Raw genomic sequence first — 13,452 nt, 5'->3', positions numbered from 1 at the left:
AAAGAGTGCATCTGACTTTGCCCGGAAGTTGTCGCTCGCATCGGCTTCTTGAATGGAAGGGAGCGGGCCATCTGAGGCACACGAAGTTCGTCGCGATGCGAGACGACAAAGATCCAAAGAAAGTCGTCAGAGGGACCTAGTTATGTGTGGACGGTTCAAACGTGGTTCGGACAAGCAGCGCGTTGCCAAAGTCTTCAAGGTCACAGCCGGTCTTGATGAGACGGTCTTTGACGAAGGAGACGACCTGCGTCCCCAATCCATGCAGCCTGTCATCTATACGAACGATGCAGGGGAGCGCCAACTGGAATTGATGCGTTGGGCGTTTAAGCTGCCAGATCGCTTGCTATTCAATGCACGTTCGGAAGGCATTGACCATGCGAAGTTCTGGAAAGATGCGTTTCAGACTGGGCGCTGTATCTTGCCGGGCGACGCCATCTATGAGTGGCAGGTGGTCGAAAAGGGTAAGAAGAAGCCGAAGTATGAATTCACTATTCCAGGCCAACAACCGTTCGGCATGGCAGCAGTTTGGAAGCTTTGGAAGAACCCGAAGACGGAGCAATGGGAGAAGACCTTCGCCGTCCTTACCGGCGAGCCAAATGAATTGATGGCGCCAATCCACGATCGCATGACCACCTTTCTTGAGCCGCGCGATTACGATGAGTATCTCGCTCCGTGTGCGCGTCCACCCATCCATCTCCTACGCATCTTGCCCGCCTCGAAGATGAAAGCCAAGCTCGTCGACGCAACTCCCATAAGCAACCGGCAAGTGAGCCTTTTTGACAGCCAGTGAGCATCGTATCGAAGTCGGTTCTGAACCTACGCTATTTGGAACTGACTCCGTCTAGGCAGCCTTCTTTGTTGCGGATTTCTTAGGAGACGTTTTCTTTCTGCTGTTTCTCTTTGGCTTCTTCTCGTTTGCGAGACTATTCCGCAGCGCGCGTCCATGATATTCACGTCTATTTGTTTTTTTGTTTCTCGTACATGCAGTTGAGTGCCTTACTCATGCTCGGGTCAGTCAATGCTCGCAACCAACCGGAAAGGTTTTCCTGCTGCGATTCCATACAAGCGCGCATGGTTTGAACGAAGATAAGTTGCGCAAGGTGCTGCGTTACTAAAACCCATCTAGCTTGGGGAGATTGGAACCTTCGGCTAAGCTGTCGACCAGCCAGCGTAGTTTTGATTGATCCGGCGTACGCGCAAAGTGAATCAGTAAGCTAGGCAGTTGCTGGGTTTTGATCGCGGTCTCTTCTTGTGTACGACCAAGCCCAAGCGATATCCGCCTGTGAGAAAGGCGGTCCCGACCGATTGTCACTGAAGTTCTTCGACGTGCTGTGGACACCAATGGTCGCGTCGTAAGTCTCGCGGAGACCGATGCCTTCGTCAGCTTAAAGGCAGTTACAGAATGTACATCATGTACATCGCTGTATTTTCCCTTCCCGCTTATGAGCGGATTGTATCTGTAATAGCGTGCGTGCCATGGCATGACTGCGGACCCACGTGATCTTCCCATGGGCAAGATGATTGTTTACGCGGCTCGAAAATGGTCGGTGAGTTTCGTGACAGGACCGTTCCCCGTTGCGAAACTGATTCTCACGATGTGAAACATGAAAGGGTATATTGCAAATCGCCGAAGCACCGTGTGAAAAGGGTTCCCAAGCTTTTCGAGTATTCACAAGGAGACCGCTAAACAGTGGTCAGAGGTCGGCTGCCGCTGGGAAAATAGGCCTACGCGAGAGGCTATATGTATCGCCAAAGGCGAGCGGCGCCTATCTCCCATTAACGGAGGTAGATAGCCGATGAAAAATGGGTTCCTTAGTATGTGATTGTGAGTGCTAAAGAGACTTTCCCTCAACGAGGACTGTTTGACACTTTCAGTCAACCAGCGAAGTCAAACTGCAAAGAACATGTCGAAGTCTGTTTTTTGTTTCCCTTCGCTCTCGTGTCTCATTCTCTGAAACGATTTGCTCGTGGCGTTCCCGGCGGTTGCCTCAAATTGGCACCGTTACTACGCTTGCCCCGACTCGATAACTGAACAGCTAGGCAATATGAATACTCATCGTTGGCTTTCCAGGTTCGGATATGGGATTGCGAATCTGGCAACGACGTCCTTCAAACTAGAATTTTCGATTTACGCCGGAGTCTCTATGCGCCCTGTCAATACGATCACCCTCGTTCTCCTCCTTTTCTCGGCGACAGAGGTATTTACTTTAGGTTTTCCTGCAAATGCACAAGCACCGCCTGCTGAAGCGTTGGCGTTTGGCTCCTACGCATCGATGGGCAAGATCTCGGACCTGATTCTTGCCGCGAAGAGGACGAACCAAAAGCAGATAACTATCGTACGGAAGGAGAGAAGCACTCATTTAGAGGGGGCAACTCCTACGGATCGCGATGCTCAGGTGCGTGATTCCATCGCGAACTCGGACGCAGTCGTCGTCGGCCACGTGCTGCAACGGTCTTGTGCTCTCACCGCAGACGGATCTTTCGTCTACAGCGCGTTTGTCGTTCAAGTCGATGACGTCATGAAACAGGACAGACCGATTGCCGACGGTGATCACTTGCGTATCGTCCATCCGGGCGGAGTAATCCACGACTCCGGCGTCTCAGTCATTGCGATGGACCCGGACGCGCTTCCGATTGAGCGAGGAAAGGAGTACGTATTTTTTCTTCATCGCCTGCGGGGAAGCTCGGAGTACAAAGTCGGCGCTGACGATGCGATCGACGTTAGCAATCCAACAAAGATTCTCTCGTCCAGAAATAGCGCGATCCGCCATTCAGGAACGACAGCGGACTTCATTGCGAAAATCAAACAGCTCAGCACTCACCACCAGCAATAGAAGAGAGACGCAGTCATGAGACATACTGTTTCATTCTTATTTGTACTGTTCTGCTTGGTGGGTGTTGCCGCCCGGATCGTTCATGCCCAAGGCTGCACGACTCCTCCGAGCCTCGGGACCAACAGTGGAGCAACGGTGAAGTGGCCCGACCACTCCCGAATTACTGTGGAACTCGACCCGAACTTCAATGACACTGAAAGACAAGCGGTATCTGCTGCCATTGCCGATCTGAACGGAGCAGATGGCCTGAAGAGCCACGACATTGTTTTGAGCCTCAGCAGTGCTCCGCCCCCGACAAATGAAGCCCTAACGCAAAATCTAATCTCGTTCTATCTCGACCCTGCAAACAGTGGCAACAAAGAAGCCAATAGCGTCAACGGCTATACGCAAATAAACGGCGCTAACTCAACGACGATTGCCGGTGGGAACACTTTCTGGAACTTCAATTTCGTTTCGAATGGTGTACTGCAATACGACAGAAGTGCACAAGATGGCTCTGTCCAGACATATTTCAAAGGAGCCTCCGAGCACGAGCTACTTCATCATCTTGGCGTAGGTGACATTCCTAATCTAGATAGCAACGGCAAAGAGAATGCGTGTACTTTCTCGGGACAGCCCTCGATGATGGTGGGCCAGTGTGGCACAAACGATCGAGGATCCGGCCAGTACACATCTAAGTTGCCTGCGACGCTGACATCGTGCGATAGCAATGCAGTGAAGACACCCGGTGCCGGTGGGGTCAGCAACGGCACCGCCCTTGGAGAAGGCTCAGATGCAGGGGGCGATCCATCCCAAGACCCGAATTGTGTGGGTGCGCCTGCGAATGATAGTTGCTACTGCGATCAAACAACAGGCCAATACCAGTGCGCGTGTAGCGGATCCAGCTATCTCTGTTCGGACGGTTCTGAGTCCACTTGCTACAACGGCACCCTAACGTGCCCCACAGTTTCAACAGCTCAGTGCGACGGAACACCTCCGTGTGGGAGTGCCATCTGCGTCGGAGATGGAGTATGGGATACGAGCACCTGCGACTCCTGTGCACAGAATCCGTGTTCCAGTGACACGTGTTCGGGATATGACCTTTGCACCTGTTCTCCGGACTCTCCAAGTTGTCAGCCAGAGTGTGATTCTTGCGATCCAAGTTGCAGCACATTCGATTGCGGACTATGTGGCGGTACCTGGGATCCTGACGATGGTCTGTGCGAAGGGGCCAACTTCGGCCTACCGCATACCCCCATATTCCAACGCTATCTCCCCACGGGAATTTCGCTTGCAGTGATCCTGCCGGCAGTCGTCAATATCCGAAGGAGAAGATCATTCGGTGTAGAAGGAGACGAATCCGATGATCCTAGGTAAATTTCAGGTCACCTTCACGCGGATGTACCTTTTGGCGATTCCTCTGTTGGCCGCAATCGGTACAGTAGTTTGGTTTCAGCATGTCCACCCTGATTCGAGATGCAAGGTCATTGATGATGGAGAGCTCTCTAAAATTACGACGTACCTCCGCGCCCGTCTGGGAATCGCGGAGAGCAGAGAGTTGGGTGTTTTCCGCGCTGGCTTCCTCCCTGGTACTTGCGTCCAGCGAATAGCGGCCTTAACAGGAAAAGGTGATAAGCCGTCAATCTACCTCGTATCGAACGACGGCAGATATCTCTTTACGCAAGCACTGGACCTGTCGAATCTTGCCGGGGCCACACACAAAAAAGATGATGTTCTGGGGCAATCTGATTCGGTTGTCGATATGGGAAAACTGATCGCGGACGACAGACCCTCCTGGGGAAGTTCCAAAGCTCCAGTGACGATAGTTGAGTTCTCAGATTTTCAGTGTCCCTTCTGTAAGCGGCTGGCGAAGACACTGCAAGAAGACGTGCTTCCCAAAGAGGTCGGCAACGTGCATCTCGTATTCCGGGAGTTTCCACTTCCGATGCATAAATTCGCTCGCCGAGAGGCGGAGTTGGCCGCCTGTACGGGTCTACAAGGAAACACTGCTTTTTGGGCTCTGCACGATTATCTTTTCGCGTCCTCGACCACGGTCTCAGATGCAACGCAGGAGGACGCGTTGAAGTATCTGCAGGCTCATACGAAAGCGGATGTAAAAGAGATTCGTGTGTGTGTGGAACGCCACCAAATGTCTTATGCGGTTGACCAAGACATCAAGCTGGGGCAGGAATATGGTGTCAGCGGAACGCCAGCGGTGTTCATTAATGGCAACCGTATCGTCGGAGCAAGAGATCAGAGCATCTACGTAGATCTGATCAACCATTCAATGAAACCAGACGCCCACCCGGCACGGATGTAGTAGCAAGGATGTAGTAGCAAGGATATTGGGGATTTCCATGAAACGATCAGCTCGAGGCCTCGTTCTACGCGTGATGTTTGGAGTGACCTTCTTCTATGCCCACGTTGCGTCGTCGCAATATCCTACTTGGGATTCGACGTTTCAACGACAGCTTTCGTTCGCGAAAGCAGGCAGTACGGAAGCCGAGTTGTACGTGGGCAAAGCGTATCTTTCAGGCTCGATCGTGGATGAGGATCGGAAGGCGGCATTTTTCTGGCTGAGCAAAGCCGAGGGGCAAGGCTCTAGCGAGGCCCGGACGCTAATCGCATTTCAATATCTTGTTGGAGCAGGAGTTAGACGGGACGTGAACAAGGGGATTGCGACGCTTAGCGAAGCGTCGGAAGCCGGCGACACAACAGCTATGGCCTATCGAGCCCTTGCTTTCTACCGCGGATGGGGTGGCCCCCGAGACTTAGTGAAAGCCGCCGCTCTGATGCGCGAGGCCGCCCAAAAAGGCAATCCTCAGGCGGCCGAATGGTTATCGGCGATGTATCACGAGGGCGAGGGAGTAGGTGTCGACCTCAACCTAGCTCGGAGTTGGCACGAACGCGCAGTAGCGTTGGGAGATGACCGTGCTCAAGTCCGGTATGCTGATGAATTTCTCGTCGGAAGAAATCAAACCAAAGCCCCTGTTACGGCCTTCGCGCTATACGAGAAAGCCGCAGAGTTGGGCAATACCAAAGCCCAATGGCGATTGGGCTGGATGTATCAAGAAGGTGTTGGTACTGCCAAGAATATCCCTCTTGCTGCAATTTTCTTTCACCGTGCAGCACTGAAGCGTTATGCGCCCGCCATGAAAGCGTTGGGAGAAATGTACTGGTGGGGAACTGGTGTAACGCGAGACCGGTCTGCAGCCCTCGTCTGGGAATCACTTGCCGCCAGAATCGGCTACGAGCCCGCAAGGGCTGCGAGCGGGGTCATGAGAGCTCAAATGGATGCAGGAGAACTCGCCCAAGCTGACCACTGGGCTGATCACCTAGACGATTTCTTCAAGAAGGCTAGGCGCCTTTACTAAGCGGAACTGGATTGCGATGACGCTTCGGGAATGCATGCCTCGACTGGGAAGTGGAGTCTGGTTCAACCAATTCCAGGCGTTTCGACGTGAATTGTCCGCACTCTGGAGCTTGGCTGTCATTCCCCTGCTGTGCATCGTTGCCCTCAGCGAAGTTGCGCCATTCTCAGTGACTTTAACGGCCCTCGTCACGGGCGTGGCAGTGCTGACTCTATGGGATCCACCCCATGGACGCCGGTCGTGCATGTGGGATGTGGCCAGTGGTCTCGTGGTCGTCGCAGCGATTTTCTCGTATGCTGTCAGCCAATATCGACCTACGAGCCTGTTGTCCGTGTTGGCAATTCTGGAGTCGGTTCTGCTCTACCATCTGGTCCGGAGTATCCGACTCGATTTCACCCAGAATTTTCTGAATGCAGTAAATCTGGTCAATAGTACGGTCGCGCTGTCCAGTCTCAGCACTTTCGCCTCTAGGTATGGATCGTGGAGAGTATTGGGTTTCTCCGACTTAACCCTTTTCAAGAGACAGGTTCAGTTGTTCTCGATCCCGTCCTATTCAGGCGCAAGGAGTCTGTATTTCTTGATCTCCGTGATCTTCGCTCTAACGTCCCGAAGATCAGTGAAGGGCGTTTATGGCCAAATCCTGCTCGTTACCGCAATTGCTCTCAATGCTTCCTGCTGCCTCCTAAGCTTTCAAAGGGGAATGTATATAGCGCTCCTTCCGCTCTTGGTTGTGGAGTTCTATCGAGTGAGACAGCCCCTCCGCGACGCATCTATGTCTTCCGAAAAACCGATCCTTCTGACCACAACTCTCTTAGTTGCTCTTTGGTTTCCGCAGCCCGTCCTAAGGACCGTCGAAATCTATCAGAACGTCTCTCAGGTTCGGAGCGCTAAAGGGCGAAATGAGATGGTCTTTGATGGAATCAATATCTTCAAGAGCCGACCATTAACAGGAGTAGGCATTGGAAATTTCACCCATGCAGATAGAGGCGATCGCCGCGATAACCCCGACCGGTATTCGCCTGCCGCATTCAACTCCTTGGTCGAACTCATTGCTGAACAAGGACTCATCGGAATTGCGATTGCGGCGCTGGTTGCCGCACTGGTTCTCCCGAGTCTGAAGCGTGACGTTTCAGGTCGCGCTCTTGAGGACATAGCAGCGTTCGGGGCCATTTTCATCTTCCTGCTGACGCAGTCTGCGATCACGGAACATCGAAGGATATGTGATCTTGCGGCGATCTGGATGTCTTTTAGAGCGAACGAGAAGTGCGGATGAGATGCTGGGCCAATGCAAGACTCTGTCGTTTAGGGCTGGTGCTCTCCGTGGCATGCTTCATTCCGCAAGCTTTTCGACATGAAATGAGTGAAAGCCTTGAAAGGAAAGTTGGCATGGGGCAAGAAGATGCTCGCGCGTTCGATCCAAAGTTCGAAGAGGTGATGACTCGATCTCCTCGCGACGTCCAGATCTATGCCACGCGCGCTGTATGGATATCTCAAAAAAGCGATCAGGAGTGGCTCGAAGACGTTTTTGAAAGTCGTTCAGCTGCAGCGTCGAACGGCTTAGTTCCAGTTGTCTCTCTATTGGAAACCGCGGTCCGAATTGACCCATTAGAAGACGCTTGCTGGCACAATCTCGCCTGGGCGTACAAGATCCAAGGCGATGATGCCAAGGCCATACAGGCCCTTCAACGAGCTATCGCTCTAGAACCAGAAGATCCGATCTACCGTGCATCACTAGGAATCTTCGAAGAGAGGAGCGATCGGGATTCAGCAGCCAAGTCATATGGAAGATTCATTTCGTTGATGCCTCGCAGTATTGAATCCAAGTTTTATCTCGATCTATCCGAACGAGATCATGAACTAGCGTTGGAGTCGGTGCGTCTAGCTATACAAGAACTATCGCAGACCGCCTCAAATCCCCTGGTGAAGGCGCGGCTCGCCAGAATTCAACTTTCTCTTGGAAATGTCGATCATGCGCGAGAGCTTGCAGTTGCAAGCCTTAGTGAGCTTCCTAACTTGGGGGGTGCATGGGAGACGCTTTCTGAGGCGGATCTGAAGCAAGCACGTCTAGAGGCGTCAGTGGGCGAACGAAAGAAGGCGCGCTACCTTCTTGGGCAGGAACTAAGGATCGTCCACGGATCAATTCATTGGGTTGATGAATTTGTCTCTCCCCATGCCAGAAGACTGCCCGCACAGTACCGCGAATTTCCTGTCATCACTAACGATCTGATGCCCTCCAATCTTCTTTCGTATTTGAGAGAACCCGCAAGAGAGGAGGACGAGTGACCGTGAACAAAGGCAGGTTAATAGCTTTGACACTGCTATTGGCCGTGGGTGGTGGTTTGTGGTATCTGGTTGGGGTTACAGCAGAACACAATCTTCCGCCGACAATCCATCTTGGCAGAGTTGAAGATAGTGATGTGTTACCAGTGACCCAGTGGAGAATATCTGGCCCTTATCTCGATCCTGCGAATCGTTGGAAATATCTGCCTGATATGGAAGCTCAAATCTTCAATAAGGATTTTCTGCGGCCTCTAGGTGGTAGTGAAACAGACGAGCGGCTACCAATGCAGACAACAAACATCTCCATAGACCTGACCAGAGATATATCGAAAGAACCGGAAACCATCCCTGCGCCAGAAGTCACCCTCAACCAGAATGTGGAGTTCGGCGTGGCAGATGTGAGCTCGCAACTTCTGTTCTGGGGGACACATCATGAATTTAAGGTCGTATATGCGCATGTCGATATAGATTCAGCGTTGGAACAGAAAGTCGTCCTGCTTATAGGTGCGAATAGTCCGGTTCAACTCCGAGTCAACGGCGCTGTCGCATATCAGTCATATTCGGGATCAGTAGGTGCCGATTGGTACACGAACGGCAATGTGCTCGTTCCTCTCAAACGCGGCTTAAATCACGTATTGATCAAAGCATTCTGGTTTCCAAAACGAAATGACTTTGCGGTATGGGTGACTACGCCGACAGGCGCTAGAAATTTCATCCGCGATCATGGCGGCATGTTCGACGTCCTCACGCGAATACTTGTACCGCGCACTGCAGGTATCACCGTTAATCCTGCTCTTCGTCTCTTCGGAGAGAACTCACAGCAATACGTTATCCGGGATATCACGGGCAATGTAGTGCGTGAAGGCGAGCTAGCTGAGAAAGATTTTCGTTCACCGATTCCAATCAGTGGACCGCCGGGTCTCTACTACATCTCTGTCGGTTCGAGTATCGCCCGAGCACGCGAAATGTTTTATCTTGGTGATCCGAAGGACGCAGTGGACGACTACCGACGACTCTGTTCGCGCCCGAATGCACCCTTGCCGTGTGATTCTCTGACAGAACTCATAAAGCTTATCCAAGAGGATGGCGCTTTTCTGCGGCTGGACAAAGAAAAAGTCATCTTGTCGTTTATGGAGCAGTTCGAATTTGCTCTTCATGACATTCGGCCTGGTTCTCGCTTGCCTGATGCCCCCCCACTGAAGTTCTTAATGGCATTTCAATCGCGCTTAAACGGCAGCCGTCAGTATTATTTTTTGTTTCTCCCTTCAGGTGGGCGAAGTCATCGACCTCCCCTGGTTATCGTTCAGCCTTACAACACATCCGACAAGCCCTTCTTTGAAAGCTATCCCGCAACCTCTGGAGCCCTGGAAAAGTACTTATCATTTGGTGAGGAATACCATCTCGCATTGGCATTCCCCTATAACCGCGGATTACAGATACCATCCTCAGCCGCCGAGGCAGATTCTGAAGATGTACGGACTGCAGTTCTGACTCAGTTCGGACTCGGCCCAGAGAAGGTCTACCTTGCAGGAGAATGTGCGGGCGGAAGAAGCGCTATTCTCCTCGCTGAAGAGCACCCATCCGAGTACGCAGCGATCAGCACGATTGCGCCTGGTACAGGAATGAACGTCGCTCGTACCTTCTCCAGAAGAGACGCTGCTAATGCGCTTCTGCGTCTAGCCGAATTAAAGAAGATCCCGCTTCGAGTGGTGCAAGGGAGAACTGATGCACACTCTCCTGCCGAAGCGGCGCTTTTGTTGGAGCGGGAAGCCGCTCGGTCGCAAGTAAAGGTCGAAACCGTCTGGCTGCCTGGTAATGGATTGTTTGTGAGGCCCGACTCCGTGAAGGAGATGCTTTCGTTCTTCGCAACGGCCGCTGTCTTAGGCAACGGATCACAGAATCGCCGCCCGACGTACTGAAGCGAGAGTCTTGCGGATGGCTTTAGTGCCAACCGAGCAATGCGCTCACCGAGTACTCGCCCAAGTGTTGCAGACAGGATTAGTAACGGGAAACGCTCTTGTAGTCAGTTGTGATCTCGATGAGTGCCAAATCGCCGAGTCGCTCATCCAGATGAATTGATTCCTTACGATACGCAGACTTATCGGTAGCTATAGAGACTGAATTCCTAGCGTGGCCAATTGGGTGCCAACAAATAGAATGCTACGATGGCCGGATTCGCAGTTGTGATGACATTTCTAACGTGGGGACTCATTCTCGCGATCGGTAGCATTGCTCTCTCTATCATCCTGTTTCGGCTCACAAAGCGCTCTTTCCCCGATTCAACCCATGCTGCCAGACGCTATCGCATATTTAATGCGATAGCGCCATTTCTAGCTTTAGGATGGCTAGTCGCGACATTTATCACCCACAGCTACATCTCGAATCACATCGCTCATCAGAGCGTTGGCTACAGCCCTGACCCTTACGTCACTCTACCGAACGGCTATGTGGTCGGAAGCCTGAACACCTACTCTGGCTATGTTCATGCTCCGGGAGTGGACACAGATATTCCTTGGATCGGTCGTGGGTACGTTCGCGGAATCATCGACCTGGAGTTACGCGACGGGCGATTCATCGGCACTTATTTAGACTCGAAGTCGCAGTTCCAGCCACAAGGCACCGGTCACGTTAGGAACTTCGTGTTGGATACAAGGGATGAGTCCATTCAGACATCGGACACAAACGTTGCGGGTGACTTCATAAGTCAACAGGACACCGTTCACCAAGATCAGCACTCCTACTGGAATCTGTACGTTCAAAATCGTCATCGTTGGCCTACGGTGGCGTTCTGGCTCATTTTGCTCGGAGGCTGGGGTGCCATTGTCACTCTTGTTCAGCAACTGAAGCCCGCGGGTTCTCTCTCGGATCAAGGCAGCATCTAGGCTACCGCGGTTTGCCTCCTTAAGTGCATCGCGGATCAGGACGTTTGTGCCGATAAACGCTCTTCGGGTCTCTTGCGAATCAAAGACACGAAGCCGGCTTATAAGGACGGATGCATGGCCGTCTCAACTGCGTTGCAGGCTTCCCGGGTTCCGTGCTGAGATCTCACGGTTGCGTCCAAGCTCTGCCCCGCGGCTTGCAAAACGAGGCTCCCGTAACAGTCTGTCAACACTTGCACGCACTATCTGCGGAATGCTCTGCCCGAATTCGTTGTAACTCTTAATCCACTTGTATCCGATTGGGCGGGTGATGCCGTACTCGTGACATAAGTCTGTGAGCGACATCTCGTCCTTCTGCTAGCTCGATAAACACTGCATGCGTTGCTGATCGATGCGACCTTTTTCCAAAGTCATAAACGCATCTTCTTGCGTCTCGTTCCTCGCTGAAGAGCTACTCCTCCCACATCTATACATCCTGTCTCCGGTACTGGATGAAAACCATGTCCCCGGTACCGACTGAGGGCTCCGCCCTGGCGCGGCGCAAGGGGTGTCCCGCAGTCTTCCGCGCTCGCGCTTGTGCAGACCTCCGCTGCGCTTCGCCCTTTCCGTTCCGCTTCGCTGCTCTGCAAGGGTGGGAGATACCCCTCCCCTTGCGCCTTGCCGCCCCGCCGTTCGCCACGTGGGCGTTCGGCATATGCATGCCGCGTTTCTACGCGGAACTGCAACAGCAAAAGCCAAGGAGCGAAGACATCATGAGCAACATAGCCACCACGAACAACCTCACTACCATCGACAGCAAGAAGCCGACCACCAAACAGGAGTTGATCGCCGCCAACGTCAAGCTGCTGATTGAGCGGTTGGAAGACGGACACTCCGAAGCGCTCACCAACTACCTCACGGCCATGAGCCGCTTCCATAACTACAGCTTTGGAAACGTGCTGGAGATCGCACGCCAGATGCCCACCGCCACCCGCGTGGCTGGCTTCTGGACGTGGAAGAACCTTGGCCGTTCCGTCAAAGCAGGTGCGAGAGGCATCCGCATCCTTGGCCCCATCGTCGGTGTGCGTCGCAAGAAGGACAGTGAAGCCGAGAAGGACATCACCACGCAGAATGAACGCGTCATCCTTGGCTTCCGTAACCTCTACGTCTTCGATATCTCGCAGACCGAAGGCGTCGACCTGCCCAGCCTGCACGAAGTCTCCGGTGATCCCGGCAAGAACATCGCGCACCTGATTGCATTTCTCAAAGGGAAGGGAATTGCGGTCACCTACACCGATCGGATTGCACCCGCGCTGGGCACCAGCTATGGCGGTCGCATCGCCCTTCTACCCGGACAGTCGAAAGCCGAAGAGTTCGCAACCTTGGTGCATGAGACGGCTCATGAACTGTTGCATCAGACCGAACGGCGTACCGCGATCACCCGCACCATTCGCGAGATGGAAGCCGAGGCCATCGCCTTCGCCGTGGGGAAGGCGGTTGGTCTGGTGAATGAGTCCGCATCGGCGGACTATATCCACCTCTATCAGGGCAACGCATCCCTGTTGGCCGAATCGCTCGAAGTCGTTCAGCAGGCGTCCAGTCTCATCCTCTCTGCACTGGAACCGGTGGTGACGGAGGAGGGAACCCGTTCCTTCGAGGAGGCCGCGTAATGCAGACCCTCCTTGACATCCTCACCAAGGCCGGAGGTTGGCACCACGGCCTTCACCTTCACATCGACAACCCGCCCTATCTGCCGTTAGTGATCGAAGCCACCGATGAATCCGGCCCGCTCGGTCTGATGGCTCTCTCCGTTGCCCACTATGGCGAACAGCATGGCGACGCCATGCGTGATCCAGAGATGCTGTTTGAGCTTGGCTTCGCCGGTGGTGTGGCCCGACTCGATCCCTTCTACTGGCGCAACGACTACGTCGGCATCGAGCAGTGGAGTCGTCGTATCGTCGACGATCACTACCTCTGTGTCTTCGCACTGCACAGGCAGCACGAGCCGTTTGCGAAGACGTGGGACACCAACCTCCGTCATCAGGGCTTCGTCGATGCGTTCGATCCGGCCCGACACGTTCGCAGGTAACCGCAGACTTCTCCGCCCACGGCGCGGAACTGTGCGTGTCT

Annotated in this window: 10 protein-coding genes; all 10 read left to right on the top strand. The window is 53.3% G+C overall.

Annotated elements, in window-relative coordinates:
• Nucleotides 1–142 precede the first annotated feature (142 nt).
• The 10 genes from JAO32_RS13715 (at nucleotide 143) to JAO32_RS13670 (ending at nucleotide 13,411) form a co-directional block, all read left to right on the top strand.
• Nucleotides 143–790 carry an SOS response-associated peptidase gene (locus JAO32_RS13715; RefSeq protein WP_334241315.1) on the top strand — a complete coding sequence of 216 codons (648 nt, stop codon included), beginning with the start codon at nucleotides 143–145 and terminating at the stop codon, nucleotides 788–790.
• Nucleotides 791–2,144: 1,354 nt separating this feature from the next.
• Nucleotides 2,145–2,834 (top strand): hypothetical protein, encoded by a 690-nt coding sequence (locus JAO32_RS13710; protein WP_334241313.1) that lies wholly within the window; start codon nucleotides 2,145–2,147, stop codon nucleotides 2,832–2,834.
• 1,342 nt (nucleotides 2,835–4,176) lie between these two features.
• Nucleotides 4,177–5,133: a DsbA family protein gene (locus tag JAO32_RS13705; protein WP_334241311.1), complete on the top strand. Its 957-nt coding sequence runs from the start codon at nucleotides 4,177–4,179 to the stop codon at nucleotides 5,131–5,133.
• 37 nt (nucleotides 5,134–5,170) lie between these two features.
• Nucleotides 5,171–6,187, top strand: coding sequence for a tetratricopeptide repeat protein (locus JAO32_RS13700; RefSeq protein WP_334241309.1), 1,017 nt, complete (start codon nucleotides 5,171–5,173; stop codon nucleotides 6,185–6,187).
• A 109-nt stretch (nucleotides 6,188–6,296) separates the two neighbouring features.
• The gene (locus JAO32_RS13695) at nucleotides 6,297–7,457 is read left to right on the top strand and encodes an O-antigen ligase family protein (protein ID WP_334241308.1); all 1,161 of its coding nucleotides are present in this window, start codon (nucleotides 6,297–6,299) and stop codon (nucleotides 7,455–7,457) included.
• A gap of 113 nt (nucleotides 7,458–7,570) precedes the next feature.
• Complete coding sequence (locus JAO32_RS13690) at nucleotides 7,571–8,467, top strand: tetratricopeptide repeat protein (protein ID WP_334241306.1); 897 nt, start codon at nucleotides 7,571–7,573, stop codon at nucleotides 8,465–8,467.
• Nucleotides 8,464–10,383 carry an alpha/beta hydrolase family protein gene (locus tag JAO32_RS13685; RefSeq protein ID WP_334241304.1) on the top strand — a complete coding sequence of 640 codons (1,920 nt, stop codon included), beginning with the start codon at nucleotides 8,464–8,466 and terminating at the stop codon, nucleotides 10,381–10,383. Before JAO32_RS13690 ends, JAO32_RS13685 begins: the two co-directional genes overlap by 4 nt.
• Nucleotides 10,384–10,650: 267 nt before the next feature.
• Nucleotides 10,651–11,346 (top strand): hypothetical protein, encoded by a 696-nt coding sequence (locus JAO32_RS13680; RefSeq protein ID WP_334241303.1) that lies wholly within the window; start codon nucleotides 10,651–10,653, stop codon nucleotides 11,344–11,346.
• Between the two features lie 749 nt (nucleotides 11,347–12,095).
• Nucleotides 12,096–12,992: an ArdC family protein gene (locus JAO32_RS13675; RefSeq protein WP_334241301.1), complete on the top strand. Its 897-nt coding sequence runs from the start codon at nucleotides 12,096–12,098 to the stop codon at nucleotides 12,990–12,992.
• Nucleotides 12,992–13,411 (top strand): DUF6908 domain-containing protein, encoded by a 420-nt coding sequence (locus JAO32_RS13670; RefSeq protein WP_334241299.1) that lies wholly within the window; start codon nucleotides 12,992–12,994, stop codon nucleotides 13,409–13,411. Before JAO32_RS13675 ends, JAO32_RS13670 begins: the two co-directional genes overlap by 1 nt.
• The last annotated feature ends 41 nt before the right edge of the window (nucleotides 13,412–13,452 follow it).

Source organism: Terriglobus sp. ADX1, assembly GCF_036877645.1.
GTDB lineage: Bacteria > Acidobacteriota > Terriglobia > Terriglobales > Acidobacteriaceae > Terriglobus.
The sequence above is the reverse complement of the archived record's forward strand: the minus strand, read 5'-3'. Positions and strand labels throughout refer to the sequence as shown.